We start from the raw sequence: 17,997 nt of genomic DNA, 5'->3' as shown, positions 1-17,997 counted from the left end.
CCAGGCGTCGCGGAACGCCGACTGAAGATGAACTTCCTGGCGGCCGGCTCCCGGATTCAAGGGGGCCGGCCGTCGACTTTTCCGGGCCGAGGTGCCGAGGACCTCAGAGGGGCCGCACGTGCTCCGCGAGGCGTCCGGTGGCCATCAGCTCGTGCAACTCGTCGCCCATGCGCTCGCTCTCGGAGACCACCTGGTTCCAGGCGCGCATGCGCTCGGCGTCTTTCATCCGTTCGAAGTCGACCCGGTCCGGGATCCGGCCGCCAGGAAGGCGGGCCACCAACTCCGGAGACGGGGCGATGAGCAGCGCCCTGCGGAAGTTCTGGGGCCGTGCCCGCCGCCACCGCAGCGACTTGTCGAACCAGCCCGGCACCACGTACGGGTAGAAGTGCGGGTACAGCACCAGGCCCGTGCCCGGGCCGAAGTCCAGGTCCAAGTGGTAGTCGACCACGCCGCCGTCGCGAAACATGCCCGCGGGCGCGCCGGGAATACGCACGCCGCTGAAGAGCAGGGGGATGGAGCCTGACGCCAGCAGGGCCAGGCGCAGGTTCTCTCGCGTCAGTGGCAGGTGGGTGGAGGGCAGGTCCTTGAGCCCGGCGAAGGGGCTGGTGTCGCCGGCCGTGTGGAAGATGACGCGCTCCATGTGGAGCCCCAGCGTCCGTCGGCTGACCATGTTGCCCAGGGCGCAGAGCACGAGCCCGAGGAGCTGCGCCCGCGGGCCTTCCATTCCCACCGCCCCCCGGCACAGCGCGGTGACGACATGCAGCCGTGCCCAGGGGTGGCCCAGAATCTCCGCTTCACCGTCCTCGCCCAGCAGCGCATCCAGGATGCGCTCGCAGGTCTCGCTCACCAGGGTGGGCGTGGGCTTGGGCGGATAGCGTTGGTCGATGTACGCCGCCTCGAAGCGGCGCAAGGCCAGCACCGGGTCCTTCTGGGCCACGCAGGCGAGCCGCCAGCTTCCAATGGAACTGCCGATGAGGTGGAGGGGGCGCGACCGGTTCTGGAAGAGGCCGGCGAAGAGGGCCCGGTCCAGTCCTGCCAGGACCAGCCACTTCGGACCGCCGGAGGCGCCGGGGACGACGTCCACGTCGTCTCCGCGCAAGCCTCGTTCGCGAATGAGCCGGAGCGCGTCCGGCCCGGCCAGGAGCGTGAGGTGGGAGGCCATATTGGCCCGCCAAGCTAACGAAGCCCCACCGGGGTTGCGACTCTTCGCGTGCCGCCGGGGTGCTGTAGCCTCCCCACCATGAAGAAAACCGCAGCCTCTCCCGGCTCCCCGGTGGGCCTCAGCCGCCGCACCCTCCTGCGCGGAACGGCCGCTGCCACGGCGCTCGCCTCACTGGATGTCCCCGCCCATGCGGCCCCGACGCCGGCGCGGCCCTTCGAACTGGCCGAGGCCACCGTGGTGGACCTCCAGGCCGCGATGAAGGCAGGCGAGCTCACAGCGCAAGGCCTCGCGGAGCGCTACCTCGCGCGCATCGCTGACTGGGACTCGCGCGGGCGCCTGCCGCTGCGCTCGGTCATCGAGCTGAACCCGGACGCGCTCGCCACGGCCGCCGCGCTCGACCACGAGCGCCGCGAGAAGGGGCCCCGGGGCCCGCTGCACGGCATCCCGGTGCTCCTCAAGGACAACATCGCCACCGCGGACCAGATGCAGACGACGGCGGGTTCCCTGGCGTTGGTGGGCGCGCGGCCGCCTCGGGACGCGTTCATCGTGGAGCGCCTGCGAGCCGCGGGCGCGGTCATCCTGGGCAAGACGAACCTGAGCGAGTGGGCCAACTTCCGCTCCACGCGCTCGGCCAGTGGCTGGAGCGCGCGGGGTGGCCAGACGCGCAATCCGTATGCGCTCGACAGGACGCCTTCGGGTTCCAGTTCAGGGGCGGGCGCGGCCACGGCGGCCAACTTCTGCGCCGTGTCCGTGGGCACGGAGACGGATGGCTCCATCGTGTCGCCCTCGGCGGCCAGCGCGTTGGTGGGGCTCAAGCCCACGGTGGGACTGGTGAGCCGCTCCGGCATCATTCCCATCTCCCACAGCCAGGACACGGCCGGCCCCATGACGCGCACCGTGGCGGATGCCGCGGCGCTGTTGAGCGTGCTCGCGGGCGTGGACCCTTCGGACGCGGCGACGGCGGCGAGCCGGGGCAAGGCCCATGCGGACTACACCCGGTTCCTCGACGTGGATGGGCTGAAGGGCGCTCGCATCGGCGTGCCCCGGGAGCGCTTCTTCGGCTACCACCCGGCCACCGACGCGCTCGTGGAGGAGGCCTTGGCCTTGATGAAGTCCCGCGGCGCCATCCTCGTGGACCCGGCGCCGATTCCCGCGGCGGCGAAGGTGGACGCCCCCGAACTGGAGGTCCTCCTCTACGAATTCAAGGCGGGGCTGGAGGCCTACCTCGCGACGTTGGAGGAGGGGAAGGCCCCGCGCACGCTCGCAGAGCTCATCCGCTACAACGAAGCGCACGCGCCGTCGGAGCTGCCGTACTTCGGCCAGGAGCTCTTCCACATGGCTCAGGCCAAGGGGCCCCTGACGGACAAGGCCTATCTCAAGGCCCTCCAGGCTTGCCGCCGTCTGTCGCGCGCGCAGGGGCTGGACGCGGTGATGAAGACGCACAAGCTGGATGCGCTGGTCGCGCCGACGCAGGCGCCCGTGGGACTCATCGACCCCATCAACGGTGACCACTGGCTGGGCAGCAGCTCCACGCCCGCGGCTGTATCCGGCTACGCCTCCATCACCGTGCCCGCGGGGTTCGTGTACGGATTGCCCGTGGGGCTGTCCTTCATTGGCGGGGCCTGGAGCGAGCCCGTCCTCTTGAAGCTGGCTTACGCCTATGAACAGGCGTCGAAGCACCGCCGCCCGCCCACCTTCGCGGAGACGGCGGACCTGCGGGTGCACGCTGGCGCGGGAGGCCCGCCCGCGACGCCCTGACTCAGGGCTCCGGCGACGTGGCCCAGGGCGTGGTTGCCTGGAGCACGGCTTCTTGGAGTGCCTCCGTGCGCAGGTGCGCGATGTGCTGGTACTCCGGGTCCGCCACCATCTGTAGGAAGGCGGCGCGGCTGGGATAGCGGACCAGGAGCACCGCGTCCCACGTCTGTCCGGGATCGGCCACCAGCGCCGTGGAGCCGTCTCCGGCGTAGAGGGGCTGGGCGCCCACCTTCTGGATGAAGGGCATCACCGCGCTCGCATAGGCCTCATAGGACGCGCGGCCGCCTTTCTTGAAGCGCACCAGGTTCAGGATGACCACGGGGCCTCCCGGATCCTCCTGCATGAAGCGTTCAACGTCGGTGTGCTGAGGATCGACGGCCATGGTGCCTCCTCGGTTCGGGATGAAAGCTATTCCAACGTGCCAACGGAGCCGCCACCGGGCTGCTCGCGCTGGTGGTCGAGATACGCGGCGAAGCCTGCCTTGGATTGGATGCGGAAGGCGGGGATTCGGGCGAGCGCTTCGGGCGGGAAGACGTATTGCTCACACACGAGGCTGGCGCGGCTCGCGCCTTCCTGGCTGCCAGTGAAGGGCCGCACCTCATGTTGGAGGTCGCCGCGGAAGTGCACCAGCAGGCCCTCGCGTGGGCGAATTTCACCCACGGGGGTGTCATTCTGGAGAAGGCGCAGCTCACCACCCTGGGCGCGCTCGGGGACCTGGAGATACAGCACGCTCACGTGCCGGGGCGTCGCATCGGGGACGCCGCTGGGCTCCTGCAGTGTCGCGTCGATGTGTCGCCCCACGCCGCGCCCCGCATCGAGCAACAAGAGGTTGAGATAGAATGCATTGGGGACGGGCCGCTCCCGCCGCGAACCCCAGAGCCGCTCATGCCAAGGCAACAATCCTGTCGCATGGCTCGGGTCCAGCACGCGGGCCAGGTAGGGCACCAAAAAGGGGAAGCGGGCCTCCAACGTGGCGCGGCCCTCGTGCGTGAAGATGAAGGCAAACCCTCGGCTGGCTTGGAACGTCCCCATCAACGGACTGCGTGCCACGAAGCGCGAGCCGAGCAGGGCGGTCCGCAGTTCGTGAAGCGCGCTGCGGGGCAAGGCCTCTCGGCGGGTGATGTAAGCGCGCACGGGGGGACTCGGGCTTCAGGGTGAATAAGAGAACCGTAGCAGTTTTACAGCCTACCTTATAGGTTGCAGCCTTGCCGATGCTACTCAACTCCTTGGAGACGGACACATGAGCCAGCAACCTCGATCCTCTCACGCGCCTCCGCCCGCCGCTCTGCAGATGACGCAAATGGTCTATGGCTTCTGGGTTTCCCGAAGCCTTCAAATCATGGCGGAACTCGAGCTCGCGGATACCATCGGTGATACGCCCAAGACGGTGGAGGAGCTGGCCGAGGCCAGTGGGACTCATGCGCCCACGCTGCGCCGGCTGCTGCGACTGCTCAGCGGCCTGGGTGTGCTCGTGAAGGATGAGTCCACGCAGCGCTGGGCCCTCACGGAGCTGGGCGGAATGCTTCGCAAGGACAACCCCGGCTCCGTGTATGGCTCGCTCCGGGCGCATGGACACATCCTGTCGTGGCAGGCGTGGGGAGACCTGGCCACCGCCTTGAAGACGGGCAAGCCCACGGTCGAGAAGTTCATGGGCGACACGTTCTTCAACTACATGACGACGCATCCCGACGTCGCCGCCATCTTCAATGGCAGCATGGCCGCGTACCAGACGCTGAACGCGCCCGCCGTGGTGAACGGATATGACTTCTCCTCCGCGCGCAGCATCGTCGACGTGGGCGGCGGTACGGGCATGCTGCTGACGCACATTCTCAAGGCCAATCCCGGCGTCCGTGGCACCGTCTTCGAAATGCCACACGTAGCGGTGGAAGCCCGCGAGCGAATCGCCGAGCAGGGGCTGTCGCCGCGATGTGACGTCGTCGCTGGTGACTTCTTCGAGCGCATCGTTCCCGAAGGCAAGGACGTCTACATCCTGTCGCAGATCCTCCATGACTGGGATGACGAGCAGAGCCTGCGCATCCTCAAGTGCATCCGCGCGGCGATGCGTCCCGACTCGCGGTTGCTCATCGTGGAGACGGTGCTGCCCGGCGACAACGTGCCGCACTTCGGCAACCTCTACGACCTGGCCATGCTCGTGCTCGTGGGCGGCCGGGAGCGCACGGGGCCGGAGTACACGGCGCTCTTGGAGAAGGCGGGGCTGAGACTGTCCAACGTCTTCCCGACGACGATGCCGCCCAGCGTCGTCGAAGCCGTGGTGGCCTGAACCACCAGCGGTCGCCGTGAGGCGGGGGCTCAGTGGTCCGCCCGCCTCCGGCGTTGCCGCCACCGCGGGGGTGTTGCCCAGGTGCTCGGCGGCCATCATGGTTTTCTTGAGCACCGTTTTCTTCACCGGGCCGCCGGTGTCTCCGGAGGGCTGGGGCCGTACTCTCGCGTGGGCCAGCGCGCAGGCGCAGATGCGGGTGCCGGCCCAGGTGCGGACGTTCTTGGCGCTGAACGGCTCGCCCAGGCACCTTCAGCAGCCGGCGCACCCGCGTGGCCACGCGCCGGTCCCGAAGCTGCCTCCGTTGCTGTTTGCCACTCGTGCCCGGGAAGTCGAAGTACACCGTGTCCCCGGCCACGCGCACGTGGCGGCGGCGCAGGGGCGATGCCGAAGCTGCCATTCTCATCAGAGCGGAACCCCCTGCTTCGGGGGCCGCGCCGACGGATACCCGCGCGCTGGAGCCGCTCGAGTTGCGTCTCGGGCCGGGCTGCTGGCCGGGGACTGGACTGGACTGCAGGGCTGGTTCCGCGTGAGCGGCCATGCGCCTTGCATAAGGGGAATCCCGCCCACCCCATGTGAGCCGTCCTCCTGTCGTGCCCAGGGTGGGGCCGCGCGGCAACGCAGGTGACGCCCGGCCGCCCGCTCAGGGACGGGTCAGAAAAGCGCAAGGTGCGTTTTCGATGGGAATGACATTCGATTAGAGTGGGGCGCAAGCCGTATGAGCGCCTTCCTCGACACCATTCTGGCCTTCCCGACCGCCATCTTCACCATCGTCCTCGGCGTGGTGATGACGTACTGGCTGTTCGTCATCGCGGGCGCGGTCGGCATCGACCTGTTCGATGGGGACGTCACGCTGGAGTCGGGCGGCAAGGCGCTGAGCGGGGCCATCGAGGGTGGCGGCAAGGCGCTGAGCGGGGCCATCGAGGGTGGCGGCAAGGCGCTGAGCGGGGCCATCGAGGGCGGTGGCAAGGCATTGGGCGGGGCCATCGAGGGTGGTGGCAAGGCATTGGGCGGCGCGAAGGCGCTGGGTGCCCATGACTCGGATTTCGACGTCGACGGTGGCGGAGTCCTGGCGGCCATGGGCTTCGCGGGCATCCCCATCACCGTGTCCGTGAGCTTCGTGACGTTCATCGCCTGGCTCCTGTCGGTGGTGAGCGCGCAGCCGCTGCACGAGGCGCTGGGCGGGATGATGCCGTCGTGGCTGCTGAGCAGCGGGCTGGGGCTGGCGTGCTTCGCGGCGGGGACGGTGACAGCGGGCTTCGCGGTCCGGCCCCTGCGTCCGGTGTTCGTGACCAGGCGCGCCCCGGGGCGCGACGCGCTGATGGGCCGCGTGTGCACCATCTCCAGCGGCAGCGTGACGGCCAAGACGGGCCACGCGACCTTCGAGGACGGCGGAGCGGGCGTCATCCTCAACGTCGTCTGCGCGAAGCCCAATGAACTCAAGCGAGGCCAGCCGGCGCTGATCCTCGCCTACGACGCCGAACGGCGCGTCTACGAAGTGGAGCCGGTCGACTGGCTGCTGCCGGAGGAGATGGAGCAGCTCCAGGATCCGGCCCGCGCAGCGGCATTGGCTCGCGTGAAGGCACGAGGCTGAGTTTTACCGGTCGCGCCGAGGGGGCGACCGTCACATTCGACGCCGGAGGGCTTTTGCGGGGGATCTCCGGCGCCTGATACAAGGCCCGCTGTCATCATCAATCAGGAAATGGCCATGGACCCCATTACCGCGGTCGCTGCCGGCATCGGTGGCATCATCCTTCTCGGAGGCATCCTCCTCACCATCGTCCGGCTCTACCGGCAGGTGGACCAGGGCAAGGTGCTCATCGTCAACACGCTGAAGAACGAGCCGGTCGTCACTTTCACTGGCGCGGTGGTGTTCCCCATCATCAACCGGGCCGAGGTGATGGACATCTCCTTGAAGACGGTGGAAATCGACCGCCGTGGCAAGGAAGGCCTCATCTGCAGGGACAACATCCGGGGTGACATCAAGGTCACCTTCTTCGTCCGCGTGAACAAGACGCGCGAGGACGTGCTGAAGGTGGCGCAGACCATTGGCTGCGCGCGTGCCTCCGACCAGGAGACGCTGGAGAACCTCTTCGAGGCCAAGTTCTCCGAGGCCCTCAAGACGGTGGGCAAGAGCTTCGACTTCGAGGAGCTCTACACCAAGCGCGAGGAGATCAAGGACCAGGTCGTCAACGTCATCGGCCGTGACCTCAGCGGGTACATGCTGGAGGACTGCGCCATCGACTTCCTGGAGCAGACCCCGGTCGAGATGCTGGACAAGGACAACATCCTTGACGCGCAGGGTATCCGGAAGATCACCGAGCTGACGACGAAGCAGAACGTCTTCACCAACGAGCTGCGCCAGGACGAGCGCATGGCCGTCACCAAGCGCAATGTGGAGGCGGATGAGGCCATCTTCGCCCTCGAGCGTCAGCGTGAAGAGGCCGCCGCGAAGCAGAAGCGCGAGATCGACAGCATCCAGGCCCGCGAGACGGCCGAGGCCGAGCGCGTGAAGCAGGAGGAGTACGCCAAGGCCCAGTTGGCGCGCATCAAGGCCGAGGAAGAAATCAACATCAACGAGCAGAACAAGTCCCGGCAGATCGAGGTCGCGCAGAAGAACCGCGAGCGCGTGGTGGGCGTGGAGACCGAGCGCGTGGAGAAGGACCGCGCCCTGGAAGCCATCAACCGCGAGCGTGAGACGGAGCTGCAGCGCATCGCCAAGGAGAAGGCGCTCGAAGGTGAGAAGAAGCTCATCGCCGACGTGGTGCGGGCCCGCATCGCCGTGGAGAAGACGGTGGCGGAGGAGGAGGAGCGCATCAAGGACCTGCGCGTGAAGGCCGAGGCCACCCGCCGCAAGGACGCGCTGCTCATCACCGCCGAGGCGGAGGCGCAGGAGAAGCTGGTCAAGGACATCAAGGCGGCCGAGGCCTCCAACGAGGTGGCCAAGTTCACCGCCAAGGAGAAGCTGACGCTGGCCGAGGCCGAGCTGGAGGCCGCGGACAAGACGGCGAAGGCGAAGGTCCGTCTGGCCGAGGGCATCCAGGCCGAGGCCGCCGCCGAGGGTCTGGCCGAGGTCCGCGTGAAGGAGGCCGACGCGCAGGCGCAGGAGAAGCTCGGCATGGTCAACGTCCGCGTGAAGGAAGCCGAGGCGGGCGCCATCGAGAAGCAGGGCCAGGCGCAGGCGAACATCGTCCGCGAGAAGCTGCTGGCCGAGGCCGCGGGTGAGCAGGAGAAGGGTCTGGCCCACGCGCGCGTGCTGGAGGCTGAAGCCAGCGCCATCCAGAAGCGCGGCGAGGCGGAGGCCATTGCCACGCGTGAGAAGCAGCTGGCCGAGGCCGCTGCCATCCAGGAGAAGCTGCTGGCCGAGGCCCGCGGTCTGGCGGAGAAGGCCGCGTCCATGAAGCTGATGGACGGCGTCGGCCGCGAGCACGAGGAGTTCCGCCTCAAGCTCAACAAGGAGCGCGACGTGGAGCTGGAGGCCATCCGCGCGAAGAAGGATATCGCGCATGCGCAGGCCGAGGTGCTGGCCAAGGCGTTCGCCAACGCGAAGTTCAACATCGTCGGTGGCGACGGCCAGTTCTTCGAGCGCTTCGTCAAGGCGGTGTCGTTCGGCACCGCGGTGGACGGCGCGCTGGACCACGGCGAGGCGCTGAAGACGGCGCTGGGCGGCTACCTCAACGGCGAGAAGGACCTGCCGGCCGACCTGAAGGAGATTCTCTCCAAGCCGGGCCTGAGCAACGACGCGCAGAACCTGGCCGTGGCCGCGCTGCTGCACAAGATGGCGGCCAGCCCCGTTGCCGCGACCTCCGCCGGCCTCAAGGCGCTGGTGGAAGACGTGGCGCGGTCGGGCACGGTCGACAAGCAGGGCTGACAGTCCCAATGGGCCACCGCCGTGAACAGGCGGCGGTGGCGCGGCCGTAAGACGACCCTCACTCCGGCCTCCCCTCCGGGGTGGCGCCCCTCCGCTCGGGAGGGTGCGGGGGTGGGGGTCTTCGCATTTCCGGTGAACACTCATGGCAACTGACGGTGGCAAGGGCGCGGCGCCCGCGGGCGAGGCGGCGCTGGAAGGCGGCAGCTACGAGGTCATCCGCTCGCGGCTCCTGTCGCAGGCGGATGTGCTGGGCGCGAAGGCGACGGACCTCAACGGGCGGCGCAAGGCGCTCTTCGGTGGGACCGAGCTGACCGTCATCGGCAACGAGCGGGTGCGCACCGAGCACAACTGTGTCCCGTGCGACATCGCCAGCGTCGGCAAGTACCTGCTCTTCGGCTACAACGTCTTCATCGGCCTGAAGCGGGAGACGTCGGTGTCCGACGTGTTCTCCCTGCACAAGTTCGAGAAGACGGCCGACGGGTACGACTTCTCCTCGGTGCCCAGCTCCGAGGCCGGCGGGTTCCTGGCGGACCCGCGCTTCGTGAAGGACTTCGGCGAGCTCTACAAGTACTACAAGGACGCGAAGCTCCTTCAGATTCGCAAGCTGGACTCGCGCCTGCTGGCCGTCTTCCAGACGGGCCAGTCGCTGCGCGACATCAAGGTCTTCCGCTTCAGCCTGGACCTGGAGGGCCGCGCCACCTACCTGGACAACCAGGGCGAGCGCGACCACGTCTTCCCGCCGTCGCACGACTTCGAGTGGACGGTGGCCACGCGGGACAACTACGTCACCGGCCAGCACCCGCACGTCAACGTGCTGGACCAGGTGTTCGTGGAGACGGTGAAGGGCGACCTCACCATCAAGGTGGAGGACAACACCTCCACCGGCATGGGTATCTACAGCGAGCCCGTGGACGACCCGGACCAGTCGCTGGACGACGCCGAGTTCGCCTGGGCCCAGGTGGGCACGCTCATCCTGCTGCGGGTGCTGCCGTTCCGGGAGAAGGCGCACCGCTACCTCGTCTTCAACTCGCGCACGCAGCACGTGGTGCGCATCGACGCTATAGGTCAGGCGTGCGTGCGGCTGCCGGAGGACCAGGGCATCGTCTTCCCGGGCGGCTATTACCTCCAGACAGGGGACTTCAAGGTCTTCGACGGCGCCGCGGCGTCGGAAGGCATGGAGTTCAAGCGCGCCATCCGCTCGCCCAACGGCGAGGACGTGCTCTACATCTTCCACCGGCGGACGGACGGCTGCTACGTCCTCTTCCCGTACAACCTGGTGCGCAAGGAGGTGCAGAACCCCCTGGTCGCGCACGGCATGAGCCTGTTCTCCGACGGGCAGCTCGTCATCTTCCGCTCCGGGTCGGATGAGCCCACGCGCGTCCACCCGATGCAGGTGTGGCAGACCCCGTTCGTATCCGCGGAGCACGCCGCGGGGGCGCCGCCGGCCCCGGGCTACCTGGGCAAGGTGGGCAACGCGGAGCTGGTGCGCGGCATCTCCGACGCGCTGACGATTCAGCGGGTCGCGAAGTCGGAGAAGCCCACCCGGCGCACGTATGAGGACCTGGTGTCCTCGGCCACCCGCGCGCTGGACGCGTACTACTGGCTGGGCCATGAGGAGACGGGCCTCCAGGAACCGGTGGAGACCCTGCGGCGCACCGCCGAGCTCATCATCGATGAGTTCGAGAAGGTGGTCGCGATGCAGAAGCGCGCCACCGAGTCGCTGGCGGCCGCGGAGGTGGAGCAGGAGACGCTGCTGCTGCGTGTCCAGCCGGAGAACCTCACGCACGCGGAAGCCTTCATGCAGGCGCTGGCGGACCTGCGCAAGCAGCGCGGGCACCTGATTACGTTGAAGGACATCCGCTACATGGACCTGGGACGCGTGGACGTCCTGGAGACCGCGGTGGTGGAGGCGTCCGACCGGGTCAGCACGGCCTGCGTGGAGTTCCTCCAGACGGGCGAGGCGCTGGCGCCGCTGGCCTCGCGCCTGGACGAACTGCTGGCGCAGCTGGAGCCGGTGCAGACGTCCGTGGAGCTGGCGCCCCTGGGCGAGGACGTGGATCGGACGGCCCACGGCCTGGAGGTCCTGGGCGAGGTCGTTGGCGGTCTCCAGGTCGGTGACCCGCTGGCCCGCGCTCGCATCCTGGAGGGCATCTCCGAGCTGTTCAGCCGCCTCAACCGCGTGCGCGCCAGCCTCGCGGCCAAGCGCAAGGAGCTGTCCGGCCGGGAGAAGCGCGCGGAGTTCGGTGCGCAGTTCAAGCTGCTGGGGCAGAGCATCGAAAGCTCGCTGTCGCAGGCGGACAGCCCGGAGCGCTGCGACGAGGCGATGTCCCGCCTCACCGTGCAGTTGGAGGAGCTGGAGGGCCGCTTCGGCGAGTTCGACGAGTTCCTGGAGCAGATCACCCAGAAGCGCGAGGAGCTGCTGGAGGCCTTTGGCGCGCGCAAGCAGTCACTGTTGGACGAGCGGCAGCGCCGCGCGCAGAGCCTCTTCGGGGCCGCGGAGCGCATCCTCCAGGGCGTGCAGCGCCGGGCCAAGTCCTTCAAGACGGACGACGAGCTCAACGGCTACTACGCCTCCGACGCGATGATCCTCAAGCTGCGCCAGCTGGCCGACCAGCTGATGGAGCTTCAGGACAGCGTCCGCGCGGACGAGGTGATGTCGCGCGTGAAGTCCGCCAAGCAGGACGCGCTGCGCGCCCTACGGGACCGGCAGGACCTGTTCGCGGATGGCGACAACGTCATCAAGCTGGGGACGTACCGCTTCAACGTCAACACGCAGCCGCTGGACCTGACGCTGCTTCCGCGCGACGGTGAGCTGTACCTCCAGCTCACCGGCACGGACTACGCGCAGAAGGTGGATGACGCGGAGTTGCTGAAGTACCGCGACCTCTGGGATCAGCACCTGGTCTCCGAGTCGCCGGCCGTCTACCGCTCCGAGTACCTCGCGGGCTGCCTCTTGGCGGACGCGGAGGATGGAAAGCGTGGCCAGTCGCTGGATGCGCTGCACGAGGCGCTCATCAGCGGCACGCTGCTGGAGAAGGTGCGCGCGTACGCGGCCGACCGCTTCGACGAGGGCTACGAGCGCGGCGTCCATGATGCGGACGCGGTCTCCATCCTGGAGAAGTTGCTGGGCCTGCACCAGGGCGCCGGCCTGTTGCGCTTCGCGCCGGTGCCGCGCGCCTGGGCGGCGCTGTACTGGGCCTTCGACGCGGACGAGGCGGCCCGCACCGTGTTCCAGCGGCGCGCGCGCAGCCTGGCGCGGCTGCGCACCACCTTCGCGTCCGGCGGCAGCATGGCCGAGGTGGGCGAGGCACTGGGCGAGCGCATCGCCACGTTCCTCACCGCGAACGGCCTGGCGCACTCACCGGCCGAGCCCCGGCAGGCGGGCCGTTACCTCGTCGAGGAGCTGGGCGCGGAGCGTCCGCGCTTCACCACCAGCGGCGAGGCGGTGGCGCTGCGGGACGCGTTCCTGCATGAGCTCGACCGGCACGGGACGCGGTCCGCGTTCGAGGACGACCTGCGCGGCCTGGAGAAGGACCTGGGCGCCCGGCTGGATCTCGCCCGGGTGTGGCTGGACGGCTACCTCGCGCAGCGCGAGGGGGGGCCGGGGGATTCCGTCCATGTGGCGCTGGAGACGGCGGTGCTGCTGCTCACCGGCTCCAAGCTGGACCGCGAGACGGCGGGCGCGCTGACGGCCACCGAGGTCTCCGCGCTGCTGGGCAATCATTCGCGCATCCAGGACCGGAAGCTGCCGCTGCGCCTGGACGAGTTCCTGGCGCGCCTGGGCGAGTTCCGGCAGGTGCGGGTGCCCCAGTACCAGGCGTACCGTGCGCTGCTGAGGGACTTGCTGGAGCGCGAGCGCCGCAAGCTGCGCCTGGAGGAGCTGACGCCGAAGGTGTTGTCGTCCTTCGTGCGCAACCGGCTCATCGACGAGGTGTACCTGCCGCTCATCGGCGCCAACCTGGCGAAGCAGCTGGGCGCGGCGGGAGAGGGCAAGCGCACGGACCGCATGGGCATGCTGCTGCTCATGTCGCCCCCGGGCTACGGCAAGACGACGCTGATGGAGTACGTCGCCAGCCGCCTGGGGCTCACCTTCGTGAAGGTGAACGGCCCGGCGCTGGGTCACTCCGTGAAGTCGCTGGACCCGGCCGAGGCGCCCAACGCCACGTCCCGGCAGGAGGTGGAGCGCATCAACCTGTCCTTCGAGATGGGCAACAACGTGATGCTCTACCTCGACGACATCCAGCACACGGACCCGGAGCTGCTCCAGAAGTTCATCTCCCTGTGCGACGGCCAGCGCCGCGTGGAAGGCGTGTGGAACGGCCGGACGCGCACCTATGACTTGCGCGGCAAGAAGTTCTGCGTGGTCATGGCCGGCAACCCGTACACGGAGACGGGTGAGCGCTTCCGCATCCCGGACATGCTCGCCAACCGCGCGGACACCTACAACCTGGGTGACATCCTCGACGGCAAGGAGCACCTGTTCGCGCTCAGCTACATCGAGAACGCGCTCACCTCGAACACGGTGACGGCGCCGCTGGCCACGCGCGACCCGGCGGACACGCACCGCCTCATTCGCATGGCGCAGGGCGAGGAGGTCCAGACGGGCGAGCTGAAGCACGGCTACGCGGCGGCGGAGCTCCAGGAAATCGTCGCGGTGTTCCAGCGCATGTTCCGGGCCCAGTCGGTGCTGCTGAAGGTGAACCTGCAGTACATCGCCTCGGCGGCGCAGGACGAGCGCTTCCGCTCCGAGCCCGCGTTCAAGTTGCAGGGCAGCTACCGCAACATGAACAAGCTGACGGAGAAGATTGTCTCCGCGATGACCGACGACGAGCTCGAGCGGCTCATCGACGACCACTACCAGGGCGAGTCCCAGACGCTGACGACGGCGGCGGAGCAGAACCTGCTCAAGCTGGCGGAGATGCGCGGGCGCCTGACGCCGGAGAAGGCGAAGCGCTGGGAGGACATCAAGCAGGGCTTCGCGCGCGTGAAGCGCATGGGCGGCAAGGACGACGACCCCGTGGCCCGCGTCACCGGTCAGCTCAGCGGCATCGAGGAGCAGCTGGGCGCGGTGCGTGACGCGGTGGTGCAGGCGGCCAACCACGTCTCCGCCAGCCAGGCGCGTGACGAGCAGCCGGGGCCCGTGGTGGAGGTGCTGCCGCGTCTGGAGTCCCTGCGCGAGGCCGTGCTGGAAGTGGCGAAGGTGGGCCGCGAGTCCGTGAAGGCCGCGAAGGCCATCCCGGCGCCCGTGGTCGCCGCGCCCGTGGCCGCGGGGCCGGACCTGACGCCGTACCTCAAGCACATGGCGCACCTGCTCAAGGCGCTGACGGAGCGGGTGGCGGCGCAGGCGGAGCGTCCACCGGAGCCTCCGGCGGAGTCCGCGCCCACCGTGCGGATGGCGGCACTGGCGCCTTCGCCTGACTTCGGCGCGTACATGGAGCAGCTCTCCCGCGCCATCACCGCGCTGGCGGAGCGTCCTGTGAATGTGTCCGCCAACGTGCCCGCGGAGGCCTTGCAGCGCACCGCGCTCACGGGGCCGTCACCCGCCGAGCTGAGCCGTCAAATCGAGTTGGTGGAAGGCGTGCTGCTCCCGCTGGAGCGCGCCTCGCGCCGCGCCATCCAGGGCGAGGGCGAGGGCGTCATGAAGTCGCTCCAGGTCTGGCAGAACGTCACCGAGGCCCTGGAGCTGTTGCGCTCCATGCTGCGGCGCTGAACGCGCGCGCCGCGCGCTAGCGGAACTGGCCAGAGCCCTCGGCACTGCGGTTGTCGAGGACTCTGTCCAGCGTGTCTTCCAGTTGCTGGCCGTCCACGGCGGTGACGCGCACGGAGAAGGGGCCGTCACCCATGCCGCTCAAGTTGACGAAGTAGTTGTAGCTCTCTCTCGGGACGTCCTGCCATCCGCCGGTGCCGCGCCGCCACTCCAGCTTCTGGATGGGCAGGCGGTGGTTGCGGACCTGGATGGCGGTCCACCAGGGATTGCTGCCTTTCTTGAAGTGGTACTCGATGTTCCCCGCCACGTCGCAGGACACCGGCGTCCAGGTGATGTTGACCCGGCCCTGCTGCATCTCCGCGATGTGGGCGAAGGCCTGCCGACTCAGGTCCAGGTGGCCGGATTCACACTCCGGGCAGCGGTCCACGATGCGCACGCGGACCGAGCCCTTGGGCCCGGTGATGTCCACGCACTGCCCACAGGCCGCGCTGTTGGCGTACTGGGGCGTGTTCATGGCGGCCACCATCAAGTCCTCTGTCGGCTCGTAGCTGCAATTGCCGGAGCCGTCGGCGTCGTAGAAGGTGGCGATGCCCTGTTGCTCCTCGCCCAGCGGCGCGCCGCCGCCAGACGGGTCGTCACTGCAACCGCCACAGGCGACGAACGCCGCGGCGACAGGGAGGAGGAAGCGTCGGGACTTCGAGCGAAGGGGGTGCATGGCCGCTCAGCATACCCCGCCCAAACGGCATCGGGGTGGAAGGGCCCCAGGCACCCTCCACCCCGACGTGTGTGCGGGCTTGCGCCCCGGTGTCAGCGGCCCCGGACGGAGGCGCCCTTGAGGGCGCGGGCCTGCGTCACCAGTCGCACGAACTCCTTGCGGTCGGCGTCACCCTCGGTGGCGCCCTCGGCCAGCTTCTCGGCCGTGGCCAGGCTCCAGCCCTCCGCGGAGGGGCTGTCGCGGAGGACGTCCGCGGTGGCGGCCACGGCGACGGCGAAGCGGAAGTCCGGCGACGCCTGCGCCAGCGTGTCACGCAGCTTCGTGCGCTCGAAGGGGAATTCGCGCTCGGAGGCCTCGGTGCCGTTGGGCGCCTTGGCGCGGACGCGGACGGTGGCCAGCGGCTCGGTGGACTCACCCGTCAGCTCCACCTCGTACACGGCGGTGACGTTGTGGCCGGCGCCAATCTCGCCCGCGTCCACCTTGTCGTTGCGGAAGTCGTGGTCGGCGACGTCGCGGTTCTCATAGCCCACCAGCCGGTAGCGGCGGACGGCGGCGGGGTTGAACTCCACCTGGAACTTCACGTCCTTGGCGATGACCTCCAGCGTGCCGGTGAGCTGCGTCTCGAACACCTTCTTCGCCTCGCGCAGGCTGTCCACGTAGAAGCAGTTGCCGTTGCCCTTGTCCGCGAGCTTCTCCATCAGGTCGTCGCGGTAGTTGCCCATGCCGAAGCCCACGGTGGTGAGGGTGACGCCCTCGGCCGTGTACTTGTGGATGCTGTCCAGCATGGCGTTGGCGCTCACGTTCCGGCCGATGTTGGCGTCACCGTCGGTGAGGACGACGACGCGGGACACCACGCTGCCGGAGGCCTTCTTCACGGCGTGGCGGTAGGCCAGCTCCATGCCGGAGCCCATCGCCGTGCCGCCACCGGCCGTGAGCGAGTCGAGCGCGGCGTGGATGCTCTTCACGTCGGTGGCGGGCGTCGGCGGCAGCACGTCCCGGGTGTTGCCCGCGTAGGTGACGATGGCGACGGTGTCGTTCTCGTTGAGGTTCTTGACGGCGACCTTGATGGCCTCCCTCGCGAGCGGCAGCTTGTCCTCCGAGTGCATGGAGCCGCTGGTGTCCACGAGGAACACGAGGTGCGCGGGCTTGCGCTGCGAGCGCGAGACCACCTTGCCCTGCACGCCCACGCGCAGGAAGTGGCGCTTGGCGTCGAAGGGCGAGGGCGCGCCCTCCAGGTGCACCGCGAAGGCGCCCGTCTCCGGGGGCGCGTAGCGGAACTTGAAGTAGTTGACGAACTCCTCCACGCGGACGGCAGAGGCGGGCGGGAGCTGGCCGTTGACGAGGTAGCGGCGCGACACCGTGTACGACGCGGTGTCCACATCTGCGGCGAACGTGGAGAGCGGGTCCTTGGCCGTCTCGACGAAGGCGTTGGCCTTCCAGGCCTCGAAGGTGTTTCCGCCCGCGGGAGCGGCGTCCCGTGGTTTGGACTCGAGGGGGGCGCCCGCCAAGGCGTCAGCGGACGGCTTCATGGGCCCCGGTTCGCGGCGATGCAGCTCGGCTTTGCTCCTGGAGACCTTCTTGGCGGCTTCAGGCGCCGGCGAGGGCTGCATGGGCATGGCGAGAGCGGGCGCGTGCGGCGGGGCGCCGGCGAGCGTGGCCGCGCCCACGGACGGCTCGGCGCTGTCCCGGTCACTGGTGAACTCCTCACGTTCCGGGGCGCGTGCGGCGCTCTCCGTCTGGGCCGCGGGACGGGGCTCCTCGAGCCTGGCGCGCTCGTCGTTGGCGGGGCTCCGGTTGTGGCATGCGGGCAGGGTGCTGGCGACGAGAAGGGCACTTCCCCAGACGGTCAGTTGGCGCTTCAGCGAGAAGGGGGACATCGGGGCTCCAAGGTCGGTGAGTAGGTCGCCTCCCGAAAACGCATGGCCCGCGAAAAAGGGTCTAAAGCCGAATGAATTTTCCGGCGAACACCCGGGCCGGGCGTCCTTGTCTGGAGCACCTCCGTCTGACAGGGTGCCGCGCCATGCAGACCGCCAGGCCATTTCGAATTCTGGGTGTCCAGCAGATCGCCATTGGAGGCGCGGACAAGGCGCCGCTCCGCAAGCTCTGGGTCGACCTGCTGGGCTTGACGCCCCACGGCACCTACCGCAGCGAGCGCGAGAACGTGGACGAGGACATCGTCACCGCGGGCGCGGGCCCCTTCAAGGTGGAGGTGGACTTGATGCAGCCCGTGGATCCGGAGAAGAAGCCCCGCGTCCACGAGACGCCGCTCAACCACGTGGGCCTCTGGGTGGACGACCTGCCCGTGGCCGTGCAGTGGCTGGAGTCCCAGGGGCTTCGCTTCGCCCCTGGCGGCATCCGCAAGGGCGCCGCGGGGTTCGACATCTGCTTCATCCACCCCAAGGGCAGCGAGCAGTTCCCCTTCGGCGGAGAGGGCGTGCTCATCGAGCTGGTGCAGGCGCCGAAGGAGGTCATCGCCGCCTTCGAGTCGCTATCCGCCGCGGGTCACTGA

At 69.0% G+C, this 17,997-nt stretch carries 11 protein-coding genes; 6 read left to right on the top strand and 5 right to left on the bottom strand.

Annotation, left to right across the window (positions count from 1 at the left end; translation table 11 throughout):
* Window positions 1-103 precede the first annotated feature (103 nt).
* Entirely contained in the window at window positions 104-1,162 is a 1,059-nt protein-coding gene (locus tag F8M74_RS02010) for a patatin-like phospholipase family protein (protein WP_141254367.1), read from the bottom strand.
* Window positions 1,163-1,240: 78 nt separating this feature from the next.
* On the opposite strand from F8M74_RS02010, the gene F8M74_RS02005 reads away from it, so the two are divergent.
* Window positions 1,241-2,920, top strand: a complete 1,680-nt coding sequence (locus F8M74_RS02005) for an amidase (protein ID WP_171410360.1) — start codon at window positions 1,241-1,243, stop codon at window positions 2,918-2,920.
* Window position 2,921: 1 nt separating this feature from the next.
* Here the strand turns inward: F8M74_RS02005 and F8M74_RS02000 are convergent, their stop codons facing one another.
* Window positions 2,922-3,299, bottom strand: coding sequence for a DUF1330 domain-containing protein (locus F8M74_RS02000; RefSeq protein ID WP_141254368.1), 378 nt, complete (start codon window positions 3,297-3,299; stop codon window positions 2,922-2,924).
* A gap of 26 nt (window positions 3,300-3,325) precedes the next feature.
* Window positions 3,326-4,051 (bottom strand): 2OG-Fe(II) oxygenase, encoded by a 726-nt coding sequence (locus tag F8M74_RS01995; protein WP_141254369.1) that lies wholly within the window; start codon window positions 4,049-4,051, stop codon window positions 3,326-3,328.
* 106 nt (window positions 4,052-4,157) lie between these two features.
* Here F8M74_RS01995 and F8M74_RS01990 point away from each other — a divergent pair, with 106 nt between their 5' ends.
* The 4 genes from F8M74_RS01990 to F8M74_RS01975 all read left to right on the top strand — a co-directional run bounded on the left by F8M74_RS01990 (window position 4,158) and on the right by F8M74_RS01975 (window position 14,776).
* A complete protein-coding gene (locus F8M74_RS01990) occupies window positions 4,158-5,198 on the top strand; it encodes a methyltransferase (protein WP_368669191.1) in 1,041 nt (346 codons plus the stop codon).
* A gap of 715 nt (window positions 5,199-5,913) precedes the next feature.
* Window positions 5,914-6,789 (top strand): hypothetical protein, encoded by an 876-nt coding sequence (locus tag F8M74_RS01985; protein WP_141254370.1) that lies wholly within the window; start codon window positions 5,914-5,916, stop codon window positions 6,787-6,789.
* A gap of 114 nt (window positions 6,790-6,903) precedes the next feature.
* Window positions 6,904-9,066 (top strand): hypothetical protein, encoded by a 2,163-nt coding sequence (locus tag F8M74_RS01980; RefSeq protein ID WP_171410361.1) that lies wholly within the window; start codon window positions 6,904-6,906, stop codon window positions 9,064-9,066.
* A gap of 142 nt (window positions 9,067-9,208) precedes the next feature.
* Window positions 9,209-14,776, top strand: a complete 5,568-nt coding sequence (locus F8M74_RS01975) for a DNA repair ATPase (RefSeq protein WP_141254372.1) — start codon at window positions 9,209-9,211, stop codon at window positions 14,774-14,776.
* Window positions 14,777-14,792: 16 nt separating this feature from the next.
* Here F8M74_RS01975 and F8M74_RS01970 read toward each other — a convergent pair whose 3' ends face one another.
* Window positions 14,793-15,488 carry an expansin EXLX1 family cellulose-binding protein gene (locus F8M74_RS01970; RefSeq protein WP_141254373.1) on the bottom strand — a complete coding sequence of 232 codons (696 nt, stop codon included), beginning with the start codon at window positions 15,486-15,488 and terminating at the stop codon, window positions 14,793-14,795.
* A 92-nt stretch (window positions 15,489-15,580) separates the two neighbouring features.
* Window positions 15,581-17,365, bottom strand: coding sequence for a von Willebrand factor type A domain-containing protein (locus tag F8M74_RS01965; RefSeq protein WP_141254374.1), 1,785 nt, complete (start codon window positions 17,363-17,365; stop codon window positions 15,581-15,583).
* A gap of 143 nt (window positions 17,366-17,508) precedes the next feature.
* Here F8M74_RS01965 and F8M74_RS01960 point away from each other — a divergent pair, with 143 nt between their 5' ends.
* Window positions 17,509-17,997 carry a VOC family protein gene (locus F8M74_RS01960; RefSeq protein WP_171410362.1) on the top strand — a complete coding sequence of 163 codons (489 nt, stop codon included), beginning with the start codon at window positions 17,509-17,511 and terminating at the stop codon, window positions 17,995-17,997.

The organism is Myxococcus sp. CA023 (genome assembly GCF_010998615.1).
GTDB lineage: Bacteria > Myxococcota > Myxococcia > Myxococcales > Myxococcaceae > Myxococcus.
This window is presented reverse-complemented; position numbering and strand designations above follow the sequence as displayed.

Coding starts and splice junctions, on each gene's coding strand:
- F8M74_RS02010 (WP_141254367.1), bottom strand. CDS start 1,162: ATGGCCTCCCACCTCACGCTCCTGGCCGGGCCGGACGCGCTCCGGCTC.
- F8M74_RS02005 (WP_171410360.1), top strand. CDS start 1,241: ATGAAGAAAACCGCAGCCTCTCCCGGCTCCCCGGTGGGCCTCAGCCGC.
- F8M74_RS02000 (WP_141254368.1), bottom strand. CDS start 3,299: ATGGCCGTCGATCCTCAGCACACCGACGTTGAACGCTTCATGCAGGAG.
- F8M74_RS01990 (WP_368669191.1), top strand. CDS start 4,158: ATGAGCCAGCAACCTCGATCCTCTCACGCGCCTCCGCCCGCCGCTCTG.
- F8M74_RS01985 (WP_141254370.1), top strand. CDS start 5,914: ATGAGCGCCTTCCTCGACACCATTCTGGCCTTCCCGACCGCCATCTTC.
- F8M74_RS01980 (WP_171410361.1), top strand. CDS start 6,904: ATGGACCCCATTACCGCGGTCGCTGCCGGCATCGGTGGCATCATCCTT.
- F8M74_RS01975 (WP_141254372.1), top strand. CDS start 9,209: ATGGCAACTGACGGTGGCAAGGGCGCGGCGCCCGCGGGCGAGGCGGCG.
- F8M74_RS01970 (WP_141254373.1), bottom strand. CDS start 15,488: ATGCACCCCCTTCGCTCGAAGTCCCGACGCTTCCTCCTCCCTGTCGCC.
- F8M74_RS01965 (WP_141254374.1), bottom strand. CDS start 17,365: ATGTCCCCCTTCTCGCTGAAGCGCCAACTGACCGTCTGGGGAAGTGCC.
- F8M74_RS01960 (WP_171410362.1), top strand. CDS start 17,509: ATGCAGACCGCCAGGCCATTTCGAATTCTGGGTGTCCAGCAGATCGCC.